We start from the raw sequence: 20,948 nt of genomic DNA, 5'->3' as shown, positions 1-20,948 counted from the left end.
ATTAAAAAAGGGGGTTGTGTTAGGTTAGGAATGCTGTAGAATGCACATCCATCGGCGGTGATGAAGATTAAAACTTCTGATAAAACAATGACTTGGTTGAATTAATTAAGTTGGGTTTTAGAAAGGAAGTTTAAAAAATAATTTGAAATCACAGTTGACTTTCTAGAGATAGAGAGTAATATAGCCGACCTAGCTTGATGCTGACGAAGCATGAAGAAGATCATTAAGAGAATATGAAGAACAACTTGTGTGGATTTTTACTGATTGATTGATCGAAATATTATCATTGATTGATTGGTTTAAATTACTCGAAGTTTATTTGAGAGAATTTGTCAGTACATTGATGAGCCAGAATTGTGACCTTAAGTCACTAATGATTTTAACTGAAGAGTTTGATCATGGCTCAGATTGAACGCTGGCGGCAGGCTTAACACATGCAAGTCGAGCGGGGGAGGTTGCTTCGGTAACTGACCTAGCGGCGGACGGGTGAGTAATACTTAGGAATCTGCCTATTAATGGGGGACAACATCTCGAAAGGGATGCTAATACCGCATACGCCCTACGGGGGAAAGCAGGGGATCACTTGTGACCTTGCGTTAATAGATGAGCCTAAGTCGGATTAGCTAGTTGGTGGGGTAAAGGCCTACCAAGGCGACGATCTGTAGCGGGTCTGAGAGGATGATCCGCCACACTGGGACTGAGACACGGCCCAGACTCCTACGGGAGGCAGCAGTGGGGAATATTGGACAATGGGGGGAACCCTGATCCAGCCATGCCGCGTGTGTGAAGAAGGCCTTATGGTTGTAAAGCACTTTAAGCGAGGAGGAGGCTCTTTTGGTTAATACCCAAGATGAGTGGACGTTACTCGCAGAATAAGCACCGGCTAACTCTGTGCCAGCAGCCGCGGTAATACAGAGGGTGCGAGCGTTAATCGGATTTACTGGGCGTAAAGCGTGCGTAGGCGGCTTTTTAAGTCGGATGTGAAATCCCCGAGCTTAACTTGGGAATTGCATTCGATACTGGGAAGCTAGAGTATGGGAGAGGATGGTAGAATTCCAGGTGTAGCGGTGAAATGCGTAGAGATCTGGAGGAATACCGATGGCGAAGGCAGCCATCTGGCCTAATACTGACGCTGAGGTACGAAAGCATGGGGAGCAAACAGGATTAGATACCCTGGTAGTCCATGCCGTAAACGATGTCTACTAGCCGTTGGGGTCTTTGAGACTTTAGTGGCGCAGCTAACGCGATAAGTAGACCGCCTGGGGAGTACGGTCGCAAGACTAAAACTCAAATGAATTGACGGGGGCCCGCACAAGCGGTGGAGCATGTGGTTTAATTCGATGCAACGCGAAGAACCTTACCTGGTCTTGACATAGTAAGAACTTTCCAGAGATGGATTGGTGCCTTCGGGAACTTACATACAGGTGCTGCATGGCTGTCGTCAGCTCGTGTCGTGAGATGTTGGGTTAAGTCCCGCAACGAGCGCAACCCTTTTCCTTACTTGCCAGCATTTCGGATGGGAACTTTAAGGATACTGCCAGTGACAAACTGGAGGAAGGCGGGGACGACGTCAAGTCATCATGGCCCTTACGACCAGGGCTACACACGTGCTACAATGGTCGGTACAAAGGGTTGCTACCTAGCGATAGGATGCTAATCTCAAAAAGCCGATCGTAGTCCGGATTGGAGTCTGCAACTCGACTCCATGAAGTCGGAATCGCTAGTAATCGCGGATCAGAATGCCGCGGTGAATACGTTCCCGGGCCTTGTACACACCGCCCGTCACACCATGGGAGTTTGTTGCACCAGAAGTAGGTAGTCTAACCGTAAGGAGGACGCTTACCACGGTGTGGCCGATGACTGGGGTGAAGTCGTAACAAGGTAGCCGTAGGGGAACCTGCGGCTGGATCACCTCCTTAACGAAAGATTGACGATTGGTAAGAATCCACAACAAGTTGTTCTTCATTGATGTATCTGAGGGTCTGTAGCTCAGTTGGTTAGAGCACACGCTTGATAAGCGTGGGGTCACAAGTTCAAGTCTTGTCAGACCCACCAAGTCTACTGAATACAGAAGAGCAGATATATTAAGATCTTAAGCTGGGGACTTAGCTTAGTTGGTAGAGCGCCTGCTTTGCACGCAGGAGGTCAGGAGTTCGACTCTCCTAGTCTCCACCAAATTTGAGGGAAAACAAAGCAACGCTTTGTCCGAAAATTTAAGCAAGAAGCTGTGCTTCGCGCAGGCATCCATTTGAAAGATGAAATTGATTATAGAAATTAATGAACTGAAGTTTATAGAGTTTATTAACTTCTGTGATTTATCACAGTGAACTACTTGCTGACGAGGCGGTAGTGAATCATTAACAGAATATATTTGAGTTGAAATAATTGTTTAACTCGTTTTATGAAGCTTAACAAGCAATTGTTAAAGCGGAATGAAATGAGAACTAGCGATAAAACTGAATCAAGCGTTTTGGTATATGAATTAAATTGAAGCTGTACAGTGATTAAGTTCACAAGCAACAAATAGAAGTGGTTAAATCCACATTGTTGATCCTCCTTGTAGGGATTAACGACTGTTTGGGGTTGTATAGTCAAGTAATTAAGTGCATGTGGTGGATGCCTTGGCAGTCAGAGGCGATGAAAGACGTAATAGCCTGCGATAAGCTTCGGGGAGGCGGCAAATATCCTGTGATCCGGAGATTTCTGAATGGGGAAACCCACTTACCATAAGGTAGGTATCGCATGATGAATACATAGTCATGCGAGGCGAACGAGGGGAAGTGAAACATCTCAGTACCCTTAGGAAAAGAAATCAATTGAGATTCCCTCAGTAGCGGCGAGCGAACGGGGATCAGCCCATTAAGTTATATGTGTATTAGCGGAAAGCTCTGGGAAGTGCTACCGTAGAGGGTGATAGTCCCGTACACGAAAGTGCACATATAATGATGACGAGTAGGGCGAGGCACGTGAAACCTTGTCTGAATATGGGGGGACCATCCTCCAAGGCTAAATACTCCTGACTGACCGATAGTGAACCAGTACCGTGAGGGAAAGGCGAAAAGAACCCCTGTGAGGGGAGTGAAATAGATCCTGAAACCGCATGCATACAAGCAGTGGGAGCCGACTTGTTCGGTGACTGCGTACCTTTTGTATAATGGGTCAGCGACTTATATTCAGTAGCAAGGTTAACCGCATAGGGGAGCCGTAGAGAAATCGAGTCTTAATAGGGCGTTTAGTTGCTGGGTATAGACCCGAAACCGGGTGATCTATCCATGAGCAGGTTGAAGGTTGGGTAACACTAACTGGAGGACCGAACCCACTGTCGTTGAAAAGCCAGGGGATGACTTGTGGATAGGGGTGAAAGGCTAATCAAACTCGGTGATAGCTGGTTCTCCCCGAAAGCTATTTAGGTAGCGCCTCGGACGAATACCATAGGGGGTAGAGCACTGTTTCGGCTAGGGGGTCATCCCGACTTACCAAACCGATGCAAACTCCGAATACCTATGAGTACTATCCGGGAGACAGACTGCGGGTGCTAACGTCCGTAGTCAAGAGGAAAACAATCCAGACCGCCAGCTAAGGCCCCAAAATTATAGTTAAGTGGGAAACGATGTGGGAAGGCATAGACAGCTAGGAGGTTGGCTTAGAAGCAGCCACCCTTTAAAGAAAGCGTAATAGCTCACTAGTCGAGTCGGCCTGCGCGGAAGATGTAACGGGGCTAAAACTATATGCCGAAGCTGCGGATGTATACATTGTATACGTGGTAGGGGAGCGTTCTGTAAGCCGATGAAGGTGTGTTGAGAAGCATGCTGGAGGTATCAGAAGTGCGAATGCTGACGTGAGTAACGACAAAACGGGTGAAAAACCCGTTCGCTGAAAGACCAAGGGTTCCAGTCCAACGTTAATCGGGGCTGGGTGAGTCGACCCCTAAGGCGAGGCCGAGAGGCGTAGTCGATGGGAAATTGGTTAATATTCCAATACTTCTGTGTAATGCGATGAGAGGACGGAGAAAGTTAAGTCAGCCTGGCGTTGGTTGTCCAGGTGGAAGGTTGTAGGCATGCATCTTAGGCAAATCCGGGGTGCTCTATGCTGAGAACTGATAGCAAGCGAGTTTACTCGTGAAGTGGCTGATACTATGCTTCCAGGAAAAGTCTCTAAGCTTCAGTTACACAGGAATCGTACCCGAAACCGACACAGGTGGTCAGGTCGAGTAGACCAAAGCGCTTGAGAGAACTCTGCTGAAGGAACTAGGCAAAATGGTACCGTAACTTCGGGAGAAGGTACGCTGCTGACGGTGATAGGACTTGCTCCTTGAGCTATTGGCAGCCACAGAAACCAGGCCCCTGCAACTGTTTATTAAAAACATAGCACTCTGCAAACACGAAAGTGGACGTATAGGGTGTGATGCCTGCCCGGTGCTGGAAGGTTAATTGATGGGGTTAGCGTAAGCGAAGCTCTTGATCGAAGCCCCAGTAAACGGCGGCCGTAACTATAACGGTCCTAAGGTAGCGAAATTCCTTGTCGGGTAAGTTCCGACCTGCACGAATGGCATAATGATGGGGGCGCTGTCTCCAGCAGAGGCTCAGTGAAATCGAAATCGCCGTGAAGATGCGGTGTACCCGCGGCTAGACGGAAAGACCCCGTGAACCTTTACTGCAGCTTGACATTGAACTTTGATCTTACTTGTGTAGGATAGGTGGGAGGCTTAGAAGTAGCGACGCCAGTTGCTATGGAGCCATCCTTGAAATACCACCCTGGTAATATTGAGGTTCTAACTCTGTCCCGTTATCCGGGACGAGGACCATGTCTGGTGGGTAGTTTGACTGGGGCGGTCTCCTCCTAAAGAGTAACGGAGGAGTACGAAGGTGCGCTCAGCGTGGTCGGAAATCACGCGTAGAGTATAAAGGCAAAAGCGCGCTTAACTGCGAGACCCACAAGTCGAGCAGGTACGAAAGTAGGTCTTAGTGATCCGGTGGTTCTGTATGGAAGGGCCATCGCTCAACGGATAAAAGGTACTCTGGGGATAACAGGCTGATACCGCCCAAGAGTTCATATCGACGGCGGTGTTTGGCACCTCGATGTCGGCTCATCTCATCCTGGGGCTGAAGCAGGTCCCAAGGGTATGGCTGTTCGCCATTTAAAGAGGTACGCGAGCTGGGTTTAGAACGTCGTGAGACAGTTCGGTCCCTATCTACCGTGGGCGTTGGAAATTTGAGAGGATCTGCTCCTAGTACGAGAGGACCAGAGTGGACGAACCTCTGGTGTACCGGTTGTGACGCCAGTCGCATCGCCGGGTAGCTATGTTCGGAAGGGATAACCGCTGAAAGCATCTAAGCGGGAAGCCTACCTCAAGATAAGATTTCCCTAGGACTTTATGTCCTCTAAAGAGCCGTTGAAGACTACGACGTTGATAGGTTGGATGTGGAAGTGCGGTGACGCATGAAGCTGACCAATACTAATTGCTCGTGAGGCTTGACTATACAACACCCAAGCAGTTGTATGTGAAGCATCATTTGATTCATAAAAGATCAAAGAAACTTGATTTAGTTGTAAAGCTAGTTACAATAACCAACTCAAATGTTCTTCTGTTAAACTCATTTGGAACAAAGTAAGGCATACCCATAAGACCCGAAAAAGTCCATAACAGTTTGCTGGCGACAATAGCAAGAGTGAACCACCTGATCCCTTCCCGAACTCAGAAGTGAAACCTCTTAGCGCTGATGGTAGTGTGGGGTTACCCATGTGAGAGTAAGTCATCGCCAGCTTTTAATTCTTAAAACACCCTCAACTAACTGTTGAGGGTGTTTTTTTATGCGTGAAGAAAAGTGAAAAAGTTGATAATCAGTTTAATACAAGAATAGAGTAAGGATGTTGAAATGGAAAAAGAAATATATATACTTTTAGGCGCTATGATTACTGCTTTGTTTGGTTATATCGTTGCGCGTTATACTAGTGGAATTCAATTAAAAATAGCACAAAAAAATTCCGAGAAAGATATTCAACTTCAATTGGATCGTTTAGCCAATGAGCGATTAAAGGATGAAGTTTCTTTAGAACGGGAAAAATTGGAGACATTGCATAAAATTCTCTCAATCATTTCTTTTGAAAATTCACAAACCATGAGCTATATCAAATTAGCAGAGACTGAACTTACAGATTTCCGTAAAAGATATATTGAAAACTGTAATCGTCTTCATGATGCACATGCAATAACAGATTTATATTATCCCGAAATGTCTGATTCAATAAGAAAAATATTTAGTCAAGCAAACTGTTTTTGGGGGTATCAGGAAAGTGTTATGCAAATTGACATTAAAGCAAATAACCAAGGATGGCACGAAAATCTATCAAAAGTTTTAGAGGCTGGTAAGGAGATTAATCAACATGTACAAAATCTACAATATAGGATTGCTGAAAGAGGTAGAGAGCTTAACAAAGCTCTAAAACTAGTCAACTTTTAAAAGTATTGATTCAATATTAATGATAAGAAATATTGAGTTATTACTAATAGCCACTTATCTCAATGATTTCTCAAAGGGAGTGGGAGCATCAAGAATATGATGAAGATTCAATCTCGTTTTTTTATTTATAGAAGATTTTAATAAATAACTGAATACAAAAAGAAAACCCCATCATCCAGATGGGGTTTTCTTCGTATTGGTGAGTTAGATCTGACTCCTGTCGAATCTCACGTTCCTGATGCTCAGACGTTTTGTTATTGTTGTTTTGTCTGGGAAACTTCCTGTTCCCGATAACGATAGAATAGGTGAATTTAAAGCAGCCCTATATTCGCTAAGTTCGGCAGGAGTTGTAGGTAAATGCTTACATTGAACGGATTAGAAAATTGCTGTTAACCATTTAAATAAGCATTTACTCGTGGATATTATGCAAAATTCCATGCTGAATGAAAGCATTGGCTAGATAAAAAGTAATGCTTAACTAGGTATTTAGCTTCAATCCAACAAGCTCATGACATCATCTTCAGACAATTTCACTTCATTTTCATGATCAATACTCAATACAGATTTGGCAAGATCAGCTTTATTTTTCTGTAACGCTAAAATCTTTTCTTCGATACTTTGGTTGGTAATCAGTTTATAAACAAAGACAGGTTTGTCTTGACCGATTCGCCATGCACGATCTGAAGCTTGATCTTCAGCAGCAGGGTTCCACCATGGATCAAAGTGAATTACAGTGTCCGCAGCAGTTAGGTTTAGTCCAACGCCACCCGCTTTTAAACTGATCAGGAAAACAGGAATTTCTCCTGATTGGAATGCAGTAATCACTTCATCACGTTTTTTGGTTTGTCCTATCAATTTTACATTTCGAATATTTAATGCTTTTAAATGTTCTTCAATGAGTTGAAGCATGGTTGTGAATTGAGAAAAAATTAAAATCTTGCGTCCTTCTTCAACCATGCCTTGGACCATTTCTAATAAATGATCCAACTTAGCAGATTCGACATTTTGATTTTTAATTTGATCAAGCTGTAAAAGGCTAGGATGGCAACATACTTGTCGAAGTTTTAGTAAGGCACTCAAGATCTGGATTTGACTACGATGAAAACCTTTGGCTGCAATGAGTTCTCGGATATTCTTTTGCATTGTTGCACGAACAGCCTCGTAGAGTTTAGATTGCTGTTCATTCATGTCAATATTGACTTCAATTGTGGTCTTTTCTGGAAGTTCTTTGGCAACTTCTGTTTTTAAGCGGCGCAACATAAATGGTTTAATACGTGAAACAAGCTTAACTTTTGTTGGAATATCAGCATGCTTTTCAATAGGATTTCGATATTTTTTATTAAATAACTCTTGGCTATAAAGAAAACCAGGCATAAGGAAATGGAATAAAGACCATAATTCACCTAAGTGGTTTTCCATCGGTGTTCCAGTCAAACACAGACGATGTTTAGCCTTAATTTGACGAACTACTTGAGATGCTTTAGCCCGTGGATTTTTGATGTTTTGTGCTTCATCCAGAATCAGTAAATGGTACTGGTGTGGCAATAAAAATTCTTCATCACGACCAATTAATGGGTAGGTACTTAGTACCACATCCGCATTGTTAATATCTTGAAAATATTCCAAGCGATCTTGACCTTGAAGGACTAAAACCTTTAATTCAGGGGTGAATTTTTCAGCTTCTTTACGCCAGTTATGCATTAAAGATGTGGGTGCAATAATCAAGGCTGGGCGTTGTTTCAATCGCCCTGCTTGTTTTTCTATCAGTATATGAGCAAGTGTTTGAGCTGTTTTACCTAAGCCCATGTCATCAGCGAGGATACCGCCATGTTCAGTTTCACGTAAAAACTGTAACCACGCTAAACCTTGTTGTTGATAAGGGCGCAACTCTCCTTGAAAGCCTTCAGGTGTTGCAATTTGATGTTGATAACTACTTTGCAACTTCTCAGCAAATATTTGTAAACGTTCGCTACTTTGCCACGGCATGCCCAAATGATGTTGTAAATCCAAAAATTGTGCAGCATCGTATTGGTCTAATGAGGCAGACTCTGGATGGCGTAAAATTTCTTTCAGATAAATCAAAATAGGTTTGATGTCCTGAACCTTTAACGCCAATTGAGACTGAGCTTCTCTTAAATGAACAATGAGAAAACTTTCATCCTTCATTTGCATAATATAATCATCTTCTAAGAGATGAGGATTATGTTGAATGGCGTAGCCCAATAAGTCGATTAGATTATAAGTTTGACCATGTATATCTTGAATGGTTGCGCCAACATTAAACCAATCTTGCTTTTTTTCAGATTCGGTTAAAGATAACTGCAAATTTTGTGTGGCGCGTAAGTTGAATTGGCTATCGGCAGTGTGCTCAACTTTCCAACCGAGAAGTTCAATTTTATTTTCAGGAATCAGTTGATCAATCCATGCAGTAGGATCTGCACAAATAATTGATTTTTCAGTAATGTTATCAAACGCAGGTCTCTTGCTTTTCGGTATTTTGGTGATCCATTGTAGGGATGGAATAGCGTCCATTAAGGTCGCAATATATTGTTTTTCTATGGCAAGATCACGTTGTTGTCGTACCGTTTTTTGTTGAACGTTACTGACAAAACATTCATCTGGAAAACCAGCTTTGATTCTTCCAGCTTGGTATTCAAATTCGATTTCTGCAAAAGCATAGTGGTGCATATGACCTAAGCGATCATATTGTGGATGCGTACCAAAACGTAAAATTGGCGTTGGTTTGCCAGTTAGGATATCTACATTTTGTGTAGATTGAGCTTGTGGAAAATCTTCAAAACATGAATAAGGTTGGATGGCTTGTTGAAATTCAGGCATAAGTTCAACAGGCATCTGAGGCATGTTCAGCAGTTCTTCAATCATTTCACTAGAATATGAAGATTCAAGCGCACCCACTTGGTTTTTGAACAAATCTAAATAGCTTAAAGGGTGAGAATGAATAATATAAATATGTTGTGCATGTTCACCGGTAATTTCTAATTGTTGATCATCAAAAAAATGTGCTTTTAATTTTTCAGTTTGTTGCTCAGGTTTAGATTGCCAATTAAATTCGATTTTATAGTTCTGTTCAGACCAAGTTAATGCAGGTCTTTGTACATCCAATCCATAACAATCACCACTCAAAATTGCAGTTTTAAGATGTTCCTGATAAATACCCGAAATATCCCATGATGAAGGATAAAAATGGGCATTATTGAAATTTAACTTTGCAAAAAAATAGAGGTGACTAAAGATTTTCTTTTCTTCTGGACTGACTTTTAGGCGTTCATTAAGCACATTGTCATAACTGGTATACAGAGCTGTATCACGAATTTTTCCATCTTTATTATAGCGAGCTTTATATACGCAAAGTTGCAGTTGAGCCGAATTATTTTTGGCCTGAAAAATGTATACCAGTTGATGCGGTATTTTTTTTGTGGCTGGCTGAATTTGAGCCAATTGTTGTTTAAATTGATTTAACCAAGCTTTTGCTGTGCCATGTGCAGTTTGATTGGCTGTTGCTGAAGTTTGCTCTGAATGGTTTAAATTTTGTCGACTCAATGCATTCGACATTTCTTGATCATAAAAATAACGGGCTAATGCTGCCGCATGTTTACAATCATAAGCTACAGGACAACTACAGTCGGTATCGACGATCTGATTTTTTAACGGATTATAAATAACTGCCGTCTCATAATAGTCGGTCCCTTGAACTTGTGCCTCTATCACTAAATTGTCACGGTCAGGATAAATTTCTAGAGATTTAAGATCAATTTTTTTGACATAACTCAAGCTTCGTTGAATAGTTGCCGGGCTAAAACGAGATAAAAATTGATTCAGTGTCGCCATTATTTCTAGAGCTAAAAATTAAAATGAAATTATTAAGAGTGTAACGGATTTTTGAAATGGAAGCTGAAATTAATACATGAGTTTTCAGCAAAATTGACATGTTTTTAATTATAAATTGATCATTTCTGCAACTTTAAATGCTTTAAAATCTGTCAGTATAAGTTTTTAAAAATAATGCTGGGAAGCACATCAAGATGAAACATAACCCAATTTACTATACAGATCAGCATTTTGCCTTTGCAGACTCAGTTCGTAAGTTTGTTCAAAAGGAGTTAATGCCACATATCAATGAGTGGGAAGAAGCTGAAACATTTCCAAAAGAACTTTATCAAAAAGCAGCTGAAATTGGCTTGTTAGGCATAGGTTTTGATGAACGCTATGGTGGAATCCCTGAAACTGATGCTTTTCATGTCCTTTTATCTTCCATTGAACTTGCTAAAACTGGTTCAGGTGGTTTGTGCGCTTCTTTATTGTCACATTCAATTGGCGCACCGCCGATCAATCATTTTGCTTCAGATGAAATTAAAGAGACAGTGCTGACGCAGATTTTAGCAGGTGAGAAAATCTCCGCTTTAGCCATCACCGAACCATCTGGTGGCTCAGATGTCGCGGCGTTGAAAACTAAAGCACTACGAGATGGTGATGATTATATTGTGAGTGGAGAAAAAACGTTTATTACTTCGGGCATTCGTGCAGATTACTATACGGTCGCTGTACGTACAGATGTAGATGCCAAAGGTCCAAATGGTATTTCTATGTTATTGATTGATGCCCATAGCAAAGGCATTAGCAAGTCAAAATTGGACAAGATGGGGTGGTGGGCTTCAGATACTGCACATTTACATTTTGATCAAGTCCGTGTTCCAGCACATCATTTATTAGGTGCTGAAAATATGGGGTTTTTGGTGATTATGAATAACTTTAATATGGAGCGTTTTTTTCTTGCTGCAAGTAGTTTTGGTTTTGCACTAACTTGCTATGAGGAGGCCTTGGAATGGGCACGAGAACGTAAAACCTTTGGCAAGCGTTTGTTAGATCATCAGGTGGTTCGTCATAAACTTGTGGACATGGCGACTCGTCTTACCACCACACTGGCTTTATTGGAAGATACAGCTTATCGTCTGGGAAAACCTGAAATGCAGGGCAATGAATTGATTGCTCAAATCTGTATGCTAAAAAATGTGGCAACGCAGACCATGCAATTTTGTGCAGACGCAGCTGTACAAACTTTGGGGGGGATGGGGTTTATGCGTGGAACGAAGTCTGAACGTATTTATCGTGATGTTAAAGTGAATATGATTGGTGGAGGCGCAGAAGAAATCATGAAAGATCTCGCCAGTCGTCAATTGGGCTATTAGAATTTGAGTAATTGGTTAAGATAGTATTGTATGGAAAATAAAGTGTTATAAAAATAAACAGGGAACAACAAGAGATGGATCATTTAAATAACCCGATTTACTACACCGCTGAACATCGTGCATTTGCTGACAGTGTGAAGAAGTTTGTGGAAAAAGAAATCAGCCCTTATGTCAATGAATGGGATGAGGCGGGAAGTTTTCCACGAGAACTTTATCAAAAAGCTGCATCCATAGGACTACTGGGTTTAGGGTTTGATGAAGATCATGGAGGAATACCAGACGCAGATGCATTTCATGTGTTCCTTGCAGCAGTTGAAACAGCTAAAGCGGGTTCAGGCGGAGTACATATCTCACTGATGATTCATACCATTGGAACGCCTCCGATCCATTATTTTGCACAGCCTCATATTCGTGACCAAGTAATGCCACAAATTATTGCAGGCGAGAAAATTTCTGCGCTGGCAATCACTGAACCTACTGGTGGTTCAGATGTTGCTGCCTTACAAACTAAAGCGATACGAGACGGTGACTTTTACCTGCTCAGTGGAGAAAAAACCTTTATTACTTCAGGCATGCGAGCTGACTATTACACTGTTGCTGTAAGAACCAATCCAGAAATAAAAGGTGCCAATGGAATTTCGATGCTATTGGTGGATGCGCATAGTGAAGGTATTACCAAATCTCCGTTAAAGAAAATGGGGTGGTGGGCTTCAGATACAGCACATTTGCATTTTGATCAGGTCAAAGTACCTGTAGACAATCTTTTAGGAGAAGAAAACGCAGGTTTTAAAGTGATTATGAAAAACTTTAATATGGAGCGTTTTTGGTTAGCTTCTATGGCATATGGTTATGCGTTGGTATGTTATGAAGAAGCTTTACAGTGGTCTAAAGATCGAAAAACTTTTGGTAAATGCTTGGTTGATCATCAAGTGGTACGTCATAAACTGGTGGATATGGCAACGCGTTTAACCTATACGCGGGCACTGTTGGAAGATACAGCTTATCGTATGAGTAAAGCTGAATTACAGGGAAGTGATTTAATCGCACAGATTTGTATGTCGAAGAATGTTGCAACACAATGCATGCAATTTTGTGCAGATGCCGCGGTACAGACGCTTGGTGGAATGGGCTTTATGCGTGGAACGAAGTCTGAACGAATCTACCGTGAAGTGAAGGTTAATATGATTGGTGGTGGTGCAGAAGAAATCATGAAGGATTTGATCAGTAAGCAGTTGGGGTTTTGATTTTTTGCAAATTAAATGATCTGTTTATGATGAAATGCCAAAGGAGAATCTCTTTTATTTTGGGGTAATTTTTAAATGATTTCGAAGTTTAATTTTCCGTAAGTCGGGCGTTATTCTCCAACACAGCGTGTAAGCTGAATTTCCACATGCCCAATAACAAATTGTCGTTGCATGAATGTCGAGGTTATCTTCTAAAAGCTGAAGAATTGTGTTCCATTGCTGATCTGAATCTAGCGTTTTAGAAGATTCCTCAAACGATTGTAAAATCGTTTCCATCAGTGCAAATTTTTCGTCTTCATTGAGTTCATTTGAAAGATAAGCATCTATAAATTCATCAATACGATTTGGATCAGCAACCTCATATTCCCAATCTTGCATAAAATGATCATAGAGTAAATTAAAGCGTTGAGCCAATGCGTGAATTGCCGAAGCGGTAATGTGTCGTTGAGAGTATGTTTTAACGATTATTTTTGTCGGTTTTATCATGAAAACAAAACTATTTCATTTCGAATTTTAAAAAAATAAGAAATTGACGCAGAGAAATCAACCAATATTTATTTCAAAGCCATACTTAAAACGGTTTCAGTCAATTCATCCATTGTCATTTTACCGTTGGGTTTATACCACGTCACTGTCCAAGCAATTGCACCTCCCAATAAGCGACGCCAAATAAAAGCATCATGTTGGACTTTATTGAGTTCACGTAGCTTTTCAATCACAGTCAGCCAAATGTCTTCATAAGCATTGCGAAGTTTAAGCAACTCATCCTGTCTTGGTTTGGATAAAGCAAACCATTCATAAACCAGAACAGCCATCGCTGAACCTGTATCACCGCTAATAGAGATCAGTTCAGCTTTAATTAAATGTTTCAATTGTTGCTCAGGATCATCTGATATTTTAATCGCATCCAACAGACGAGCATGATTATAAATAATGGTCTGTTGCATCACATGGGCAAGAATATCATCCTTACTTTTAAAATGATGAAACAAGCTACCTGATTGAATTCCAATAAAATTGGCTAACTCACGCACAGTTGTTTTGGCATAACCTTGTTTGTGAAAAAGGTAGGCAGCACCCAGCAATAAACGACCTCTAGGGCTGTCATCAAAACAGGCAATGGGTTGAATATCATTGATTGAATTAGCGATCATCGGATCATTTTTTTCCATAAAGTTAAGCCATTTTTTTATTGTTTGAAATGCGTTTTAACACATTTGCCAATTTAGGATAACATTTTGTACTTTACAAACCAAGCGCTTGCTTGGTAAATTGATGCATAAATTTTATTCAGAACAATCAAAACAAGATAGGTGTGAAAATGGACGATCAGCGTATTGTGAAAATTGGATGTGCCTCAGGTTTCTGGGGCGATACCAATACTGCCGCATTTCAACTGGTACATATGTCTGACATTGATTACCTTGTGTTTGATTACCTTTCTGAAATCACGATGTCAATCATGGCAAAAGCGATGATGGTCAATCCTGAGCATGGCTATGCTTTAGACTTTGTTAGTCGCGTGATGACACCATTACTTAAAAAAATTAGCGATAAAAATATTAAAGTGATTAGCAATGCTGGTGGGGTGAATCCTTTGGCTTGTCGTGATGCTTTGCAAAAAGTGATTGATGCTCAAGGCTTAAATTTAAAAATTGCTGTGGTATTGGGAGATGACTTACTCGCTCAACAGACCACTTTAAAAGCACAAAATATTCAAGAAATGTTTAGTGGAGAAAACTTACCCGATCAGCTTGCCAGTTGTAATGCCTATCTCGGTGCAATTCCAATTCGCGATGCCCTTGATCAAGGCGTAGATATTGTGATTACAGGACGAGTGGTGGACTCTGCTGTTGTACTTGCACCCTTATTGCATGAATATCAATGGTCTTTGGATGATTATGACAAACTTGCCCAAGGTGCTTTGGCAGGTCATATCATTGAGTGTGGTGCGCAATGCACAGGGGGGAATTTCACCGATTGGCGTTTGGTCCAAGGTTTTGACAATATGGGATTTCCGATTGTTGAAGTTAAATCCGATGCCTCATTCATTGTAACTAAACCCAAAGGTACAGGGGGGCTGGTTTCGACTGCGACAGTTGCTGAACAAATTGTTTATGAAATCGGTAATCCTCAAGCCTATTTGCTACCCGATGTCACTGCGGATTTTAGCCAAGTAAAATTACAACAACTCGAACAGGATCGGGTTTTGGTTATTGGTGCAAAAGGTCGAGCGCCCACTCAGCAATATAAGGTCAGTGCAACTTACCCAGATGGATATCGGGTGTTGGTAAGCTTTTTGATCGCAGGGCGTGAAGCACCAGAAAAAGCTCAGGTGATTGCAGATGCGATCCTTAATAAATGCGAACGTGTTTTAGCTTTACGTTCAGTGCCGCCATTTTCTGAAAAGTCTGTTGAGATATTGGGCACTGAAAGTACTTATGGGGGCAATGCAAAACCTATTCAAAGCCGTGAAGTCGTGGTCAAAATTGCAGTAAAACATATGTTTAAAGAAGCATGTCTGTTTTTTGCTTCGGAAATTGCACAAGCATCTACAGGAATGGCACCTGCACTGGCAGGCATCGTTGGCGGTCGCCCTAAAGCCTCACCCGTGATCAAACTCTTTTCATTCTTAGTGGACAAATCAACACTCAATATAGAAATAGATATTGCTGGACAGCGCCATAAAGTTGAAATTCCATCAGGTTCAAATGAACAGACCTATGATGTATTGCCTGTTGGAGACATTGCCCAATTCTCAGGTCAGGAAATAACGGTTCCTTTGGTTGAAATCGCTCATGCGCGTAGTGGAGACAAGGGTAACCATAGCAATATTGGGGTGATTGCACGTCAAGCTGAATATTTGCCTTGGATTCGTGCCAACTTGACTGAAGAAAATGTCAAAGCATATATGCAGCATGTGTTAGACCCAGAAAAATCTCAAGTGATTCGTTATGAAATTCCTGGATTGAATGCGCTGAATTTTATGCTGGAAAATGCACTGGGTGGCGGTGGAATTGCCAGTTTACGTATTGATCCGCAAGGCAAAGCTTTTGCACAACAACTGTTGGATATGCCTGTCAAAATTCCTAAACATTTAAAGCCCGTATAAGTTTCTGGCAAGGTGGAATTCTTTGCCTTGATCAAGCGGAGGCTAAGGAAATAAGCAATCTAAAAGAAAACAAATTGGAAATAAAACAATGCATTATCACTCAATATTTAGATCGGATGCTTTTCAAGATAAAGTCATTATTGTGACAGGTGGTGGCTCTGGTATTGGTCGCTGTACTGCGCATGAGTTGGCATCTTTAGGTGCTCAAGTTGTTATTACTGGGCGGAAAATTGAAAAGCTCAATAAAGTAAGTCAAGAAATTATTGAAGATGGTGGGAAAGTACATCAGATCGTTTGCGATAACCGTGAAGAACAACAAGTCAAAGACATGATTGCTGAAGTGATTGAAAAATTTGGCAAACTTGATGGTCTGGTGAATAACGCAGGTGGGCAATTCCCTTCAAACTTAGAAGGTATTTCAGCCAATGGATTTGATGCCGTGGTACGCAATAACTTGCATGCCACTTTCTACTTAATGAAAGAAGCATATAACCAGTGGATGGCAAAACATGGTGGCAGTATTGTCAATATGGCAGCCGATATGTGGGGAGGCATGCCAGGAATGGGACACTCAGGTGCAGCCCGTTCTGGTGTGGATAATTTGACCAAAACAGCGGCTGTAGAATGGGGACGTTCAGGTGTTCGGGTGAACTGTGTCGCACCAGGATGGATTATCTCATCGGGAATGGATAATTATTCAGGTGATTTTGCCAAATTTATCATTCCAAGCTTGGCAGGTAATGTGCCACTCAAACGTATGGGAACAGAGTCCGAAATTTCTTCAGCAATCTGTTATTTGCTCTCAGAAGCGGCAGGTTTTATTTCTGGAGTTACACTCCGTATCGATGGAGCAGCTTCTTTAGGGACGCGTATGTATCCATTGGCGGATGCTGTGAATAGCGAATCATTCAATGGCTTCCATCGTGCTTTTATTCCAGATGTACTCAAAGAACAATTAGGCAATTCATCAAATAACTCAACAATAGGAGAAAATACATGACTGTTCTCCAATCCGAAATTGCAGTCGGCAGTGAGCAATTTGAACAGAATAAACAAGCATTATTGAATCAAATTGCTGAAGTGCGTGCAGTTCAAAATAAGAACATTGAAAAGTCTTATGCTGCCAAAGCTAAATTTGATAAAAAAGGCAAAATTTTACCACATGAGCGTGTTCGTCTAGCCTTAGATGCGGATTCCCCTTTTGTTGAGTTGTGTGGTTTAGTCGGCTACGGCATGCATGATGATAAAGATGGATCTGATGCAGGAGGGGGCATTATTTCAGGGATTGGATTTGTCAGTGGTGTTCGCTGTCTGATTTCTGCAAGTAATAGTGCGATCAAAGGTGGGACGATGTCTCCGATGGGAGTTCAAAAAACCTTACGCCTACAAGCGATTGCTTTCGAACAAAAATTACCGATGCTGACCCTGACCGAAAGTGGCGGTGCAAATCTCAACTACGCGGCTGAAGTATTTACCTATGGTGGAATGACCTTTGCCAATCAAGCCAGACTTTCTGCGGCAGGTCTACCCCAAGTTTCTGTAGTACATGGTAATGCAACAGCGGGTGGGGCATATCAACCGGGCTTATCTGATTATGTGATTGCTGTGCGCAAACAAACCGAGATGTTGCTTGCAGGTCCTCCTTTGCTTTTGGCCGCTACAGGTGAGGTTGCCACTGCTGAAGAACTTGGTGGTGCGGAAATGCATGCACAGGTTGCTGGAACGGCTGAATTCTTGGCTGAAAATGATGCAGATGGAATTCGTATTGCACGTGATGTATTTGAACATCTCAATTGGAAAGAGCAAACGCAAAAACTCAATTTAAATTATCAAGAGCCACGTTACCCTGCTGAGGAATTACTCGGCATTATTCCTGCAAATCCCAAACAACCTTTTGATATGAAGGAAGTGATTGCACGGATTGTCGATGATTCTGATTTCTTCGAAGTGAAGCAAGAATATGATGCATTGACCGTGTGCGGTTGGGCAAAAATTGGTGGATTACACATTGGTATTATTACCAATAATGGACCGATTACTCCACAAGGTGCAACCAAAGCCGCTCAATTCATTCATCTCTGCGAGCAAACCAAGCGTCCTTTACTGTTTTTACATAACACCACAGGTTTTATGGTTGGAACAGATGCAGAACAAAACGGCATCATCAAACATGGTTCGAAGTTGATCCAAGCAGTAGCAAATACGACGGTCCCAAAAATCTCAATTGTTGTTGCGGGGTCATATGGCGCAGGAAATTACGCCATGTGTGGTCGTCCACTGTCACCACAATTTATCTTTGCATGGCCAAACTCACATGTGGCAGTAATGGGGTCTGCTCAAGCAGGTAAGGTGCTACGGATTGTGGCTGAAGGCAAACAGAAAGCTTCAGGCATGGAGCCGAATGAACAGATGTTGGACTTTTTGGAACAAAGTACAGCCGCAAAATTAGAACAACAGTCTACCGCCTTATTCAATACGGCAATGCTTCATGATGATGGAATTATCGATCCAAGAGACACACGCAAAGTATTGATTTTTTTGCTTGAAACTATTTACGAAGCTGAACATCGAAAATTGAATCCAATACGATTTGGAGTGTCAAGGCTTTAAAAATTCCCCATTGTGGAACTCAACATACCTCACCTTTAAAAAGGAACAATGTCCCACCTGATCAAAGAAAGGTTGGGGAAATTAGATTAAGGAAAAACAATGAAATTTACACCAGAACATGAAGCGCTACGCCGTACCACACGCCAGTTTGTTGAGACCGAACTCAATCCATATATTCCGACATGGGAGACCGAAGGGCGTTTTCCAATTCAAGATGTTTTTAAAAAGCTGTCTGACTTGGGGTTATTGGGAATTTGTAAACCTGAAGAAAATGGAGGGTTGGGCTTAGATTATTCATATAACCTTGTGGTGGCTGAAGAACTTGGGCGTGCAGCTTGTGGTGGCGTACCATTGGCGATAGGTGTGCAAACAGATATGGCAACCCCTGCTTTGGCACGTTTTGGAAGCAAAGAATTACGAGATGAATTTTTAACTCCTGCAATCGCAGGTGATTATGTTGCCTCTATAGCAGTATCAGAAGTTCATGCGGGTTCAGATGTTGCGGCAATTAAAACCACTGCTAGAAAAGACGGTGATGATTATGTAATCAATGGCAGTAAAATGTGGATTACGAACTCATTACAAGCAGATTTCTTTTGCTTACTTGCCAATACGTCTGATGACAAACCGCATGTTAACAAATCAATGATTATTGTTCCTGCAAAATCCGCAGGCATCTCATTCTCAGAACCTTTAAATAAGCTAGGCATGCGCTCAACCACCACCGCAGAAGTCTATTTTGACAATGTTCGTGTACCACAGCGTTACTTGGTGGGTGCTGAAGGCATGGGCTTTATGATGCAGATGATGCAATTTCAAGAAGAGCGTATGTGGGCGGCTGCCAATGCCATTGGTGGTTTAGAGAATGTCATTCAGCAAACCATTCAATACACCAAAGAACGTAGCACATTTGGACAACCTTTGATCAACAACCAATATGTACACTTTCGTTTTGCAGAGTTAATGACAGAAGTCGAGGCTTTACGTGCTTTAACCTATCGTGCATGTGAAATTCATATTGATGGTGGCAATGCAACTGAAATAGCGTCTATGGCAAAACTCAAGGCAGGGCGTTTAACCCGTGAAGTGGCTGACAGTTGTTTACAATTTTGGGGTGGCAATGGCTTCATGTGGGATAACCCTGCTTCTCAACTGTATCGAGATGGGCGTTTAGGCTCAATTGGTGGAGGCGCTGATGAAATCATGCTTGGTATTATTTGTAAACTGATGGATATTTTACCGTCTAAGCGTAAATAAATAGGGAGAGTATCGATATGACACTTTCAGCATCTCTAGTAGCGCATGTATTTGATTCAAGTATAGAACTTGAGCAAGAGGGCAGTATTTTAACTTTATGGCTTAATCGACCTGACAGTCGTAATGCGATGAGTTTGAATATGGTCAAAGCGATTCAGCAGGTATTCCAAGTCATCGAACAAGATTTATCAATTCGTGCGGTCATTTTACGTGGTAAAGGTGGGCATTTTTGTGCAGGTGGTGACATTAAAGATATGGCACAACTGCGTGGCGAGGCAATGAATCTAGGCTCTCATCAACCCTATGTCGATTTTAATCGTCAATTTGGACATATGATTCAACAAGTTGATCAAGCTCCACAAACCGTAGTTGCGGTATTAGAAGGTGCAGTGCTGGGTGGCGGTTTTGGCTTAGCCTGTGTTTCAGATATTGCAATCAGCCTTGCGGATGCCAAATTTGGTTTACCTGAAACTGGTTTAGGTGTGATTCCAGCGCAGATTGCACCTTTTGTAGTCAAGCGTATTGGTTTAACACAAGCGCGTCGTTTGGCGCTGTTGGGATCACGTTTTGAAGGTCACACCGCATTGAAAGTTGGTGTAGTACATGAAGTCGTTGAGAATGAAAAAGCATTGGAAGTGTTATTGGTTGAAACCATTCAGCAAATTAAACGGACTGCACCACAAGCCTCTCGTATGACCAAAGCATTATTGCATCGAACCTTAAATGAGCCTTTAACAGCACTTTTGGATGATGCAGCACAGCAATTTGCGCAGGCTGTCGGTGGAGAGGAAGGCATGGAAGGGACTATGGCATTTATACAAAAACGAGAACCGAATTGGTTTGATAGATAGCCAAGACATTAGGATTGATTTTAAATGAGTGATTTATCATTAGGGGCTGTTGACATTTCATAAATGGCTTGCGTTGTAGATTAAAATTGAGCAGGCAAGGCATGAAACGAAGAGAATAACGAGTCTATTTTCAAGTTTCATAACATAGTCTGAGATAATTTTAGCCACAACCCTTCGGGACTAGTGTGTTTTTTGCCGATTCGTTG

General features: G+C 41.8%; 11 protein-coding genes, 2 tRNA genes and 3 rRNA genes. 13 read left to right on the top strand and 3 right to left on the bottom strand.

Going from position 1 to position 20,948, the window contains the following annotated elements; translation table 11 throughout:
- Positions 1-380 precede the first annotated feature (380 nt).
- From F938_RS10150 to F938_RS10125, 6 genes are all read left to right on the top strand, one after another.
- Positions 381-1,919, top strand: a 16S ribosomal RNA gene (locus F938_RS10150).
- Positions 1,920-1,978: 59 nt separating this feature from the next.
- Positions 1,979-2,055: transfer RNA gene (locus F938_RS10145), tRNA-Ile, on the top strand.
- Between the two features lie 44 nt (positions 2,056-2,099).
- Positions 2,100-2,175 (top strand) — tRNA-Ala (locus tag F938_RS10140).
- 414 nt (positions 2,176-2,589) lie between these two features.
- Positions 2,590-5,480, top strand: a 23S ribosomal RNA gene (locus F938_RS10135).
- A gap of 170 nt (positions 5,481-5,650) precedes the next feature.
- A 5S ribosomal RNA gene (gene rrf, locus F938_RS10130) occupies positions 5,651-5,765 on the top strand.
- The 16S, 23S and 5S rRNA genes sit together here with 2 tRNA genes alongside, the layout of an rRNA operon.
- 111 nt (positions 5,766-5,876) lie before the next feature.
- Entirely contained in the window at positions 5,877-6,461 is a 585-nt protein-coding gene (locus F938_RS10125; RefSeq protein ID WP_005031242.1) for a hypothetical protein, read from the top strand.
- 492 nt (positions 6,462-6,953) lie between these two features.
- Here the strand turns inward: F938_RS10125 and F938_RS10120 are convergent, their stop codons facing one another.
- Entirely contained in the window at positions 6,954-10,310 is a 3,357-nt protein-coding gene (locus tag F938_RS10120) for a DEAD/DEAH box helicase (RefSeq protein WP_005031241.1), read from the bottom strand.
- 194 nt (positions 10,311-10,504) lie between these two features.
- Here F938_RS10120 and F938_RS10115 point away from each other — a divergent pair, with 194 nt between their 5' ends.
- Both F938_RS10115 and F938_RS10110 read left to right on the top strand, forming a co-directional pair.
- The gene (locus F938_RS10115; RefSeq protein WP_005031240.1) at positions 10,505-11,668 is read left to right on the top strand and encodes an acyl-CoA dehydrogenase family protein; all 1,164 of its coding nucleotides are present in this window, start codon (positions 10,505-10,507) and stop codon (positions 11,666-11,668) included.
- 74 nt (positions 11,669-11,742) lie between these two features.
- Positions 11,743-12,912, top strand: a complete 1,170-nt coding sequence (locus F938_RS10110) for an acyl-CoA dehydrogenase family protein (RefSeq protein ID WP_005031238.1) — start codon at positions 11,743-11,745, stop codon at positions 12,910-12,912.
- Positions 12,913-12,966: 54 nt separating this feature from the next.
- On the opposite strand, the gene F938_RS10105 is transcribed toward F938_RS10110, so the two are convergent.
- Together F938_RS10105 and F938_RS10100 are read right to left on the bottom strand one after the other, a co-directional pair.
- Positions 12,967-13,398, bottom strand: coding sequence for a hypothetical protein (locus tag F938_RS10105; protein ID WP_005031237.1), 432 nt, complete (start codon positions 13,396-13,398; stop codon positions 12,967-12,969).
- Positions 13,399-13,466: 68 nt separating this feature from the next.
- Positions 13,467-14,066 carry a TetR/AcrR family transcriptional regulator gene (locus F938_RS10100; protein WP_010591459.1) on the bottom strand — a complete coding sequence of 200 codons (600 nt, stop codon included), beginning with the start codon at positions 14,064-14,066 and terminating at the stop codon, positions 13,467-13,469.
- Positions 14,067-14,233: 167 nt separating this feature from the next.
- On the opposite strand from F938_RS10100, the gene F938_RS10095 reads away from it, so the two are divergent.
- The 5 genes from F938_RS10095 to F938_RS10075 all read left to right on the top strand — a co-directional run bounded on the left by F938_RS10095 (position 14,234) and on the right by F938_RS10075 (position 20,742).
- Positions 14,234-16,024 (top strand): acyclic terpene utilization AtuA family protein, encoded by a 1,791-nt coding sequence (locus F938_RS10095; protein ID WP_005031235.1) that lies wholly within the window; start codon positions 14,234-14,236, stop codon positions 16,022-16,024.
- Positions 16,025-16,112: 88 nt separating this feature from the next.
- Positions 16,113-17,024: an SDR family oxidoreductase gene (locus F938_RS10090; RefSeq protein ID WP_005031233.1), complete on the top strand. Its 912-nt coding sequence runs from the start codon at positions 16,113-16,115 to the stop codon at positions 17,022-17,024.
- Complete coding sequence (locus F938_RS10085; protein ID WP_004830334.1) at positions 17,021-18,634, top strand: acyl-CoA carboxylase subunit beta; 1,614 nt, start codon at positions 17,021-17,023, stop codon at positions 18,632-18,634. Before F938_RS10090 ends, F938_RS10085 begins: the two co-directional genes overlap by 4 nt.
- Before the next feature lie 99 nt (positions 18,635-18,733).
- Positions 18,734-19,891 (top strand): acyl-CoA dehydrogenase family protein, encoded by a 1,158-nt coding sequence (locus F938_RS10080; protein WP_005031231.1) that lies wholly within the window; start codon positions 18,734-18,736, stop codon positions 19,889-19,891.
- A gap of 17 nt (positions 19,892-19,908) precedes the next feature.
- Positions 19,909-20,742: an enoyl-CoA hydratase/isomerase family protein gene (locus F938_RS10075; RefSeq protein ID WP_005031229.1), complete on the top strand. Its 834-nt coding sequence runs from the start codon at positions 19,909-19,911 to the stop codon at positions 20,740-20,742.
- The last annotated feature ends 206 nt before the right edge of the window (positions 20,743-20,948 follow it).

It is taken from the genome of Acinetobacter bereziniae LMG 1003 = CIP 70.12, from assembly GCF_000368925.1.
Lineage (GTDB): Bacteria > Pseudomonadota > Gammaproteobacteria > Pseudomonadales > Moraxellaceae > Acinetobacter > Acinetobacter bereziniae.
The sequence above is the reverse complement of the archived record's forward strand: the minus strand, read 5'-3'. Positions and strand labels throughout refer to the sequence as shown.

Excerpts from the sequence above, each read along its gene's own strand:
- F938_RS10125 (WP_005031242.1), top strand. The coding sequence starts at position 5,877 with ATGGAAAAAGAAATATATATACTTTTAGGCGCTATGATTACTGCTTTG.
- F938_RS10120 (WP_005031241.1), bottom strand. The coding sequence starts at position 10,310 with ATGGCGACACTGAATCAATTTTTATCTCGTTTTAGCCCGGCAACTATT.
- F938_RS10115 (WP_005031240.1), top strand. The coding sequence starts at position 10,505 with ATGAAACATAACCCAATTTACTATACAGATCAGCATTTTGCCTTTGCA.
- F938_RS10110 (WP_005031238.1), top strand. The coding sequence starts at position 11,743 with ATGGATCATTTAAATAACCCGATTTACTACACCGCTGAACATCGTGCA.
- F938_RS10105 (WP_005031237.1), bottom strand. The coding sequence starts at position 13,398 with ATGATAAAACCGACAAAAATAATCGTTAAAACATACTCTCAACGACAC.
- F938_RS10100 (WP_010591459.1), bottom strand. The coding sequence starts at position 14,066 with ATGATCGCTAATTCAATCAATGATATTCAACCCATTGCCTGTTTTGAT.
- F938_RS10095 (WP_005031235.1), top strand. The coding sequence starts at position 14,234 with ATGGACGATCAGCGTATTGTGAAAATTGGATGTGCCTCAGGTTTCTGG.
- F938_RS10090 (WP_005031233.1), top strand. The coding sequence starts at position 16,113 with ATGCATTATCACTCAATATTTAGATCGGATGCTTTTCAAGATAAAGTC.
- F938_RS10085 (WP_004830334.1), top strand. The coding sequence starts at position 17,021 with ATGACTGTTCTCCAATCCGAAATTGCAGTCGGCAGTGAGCAATTTGAA.
- F938_RS10080 (WP_005031231.1), top strand. The coding sequence starts at position 18,734 with ATGAAATTTACACCAGAACATGAAGCGCTACGCCGTACCACACGCCAG.
- F938_RS10075 (WP_005031229.1), top strand. The coding sequence starts at position 19,909 with ATGACACTTTCAGCATCTCTAGTAGCGCATGTATTTGATTCAAGTATA.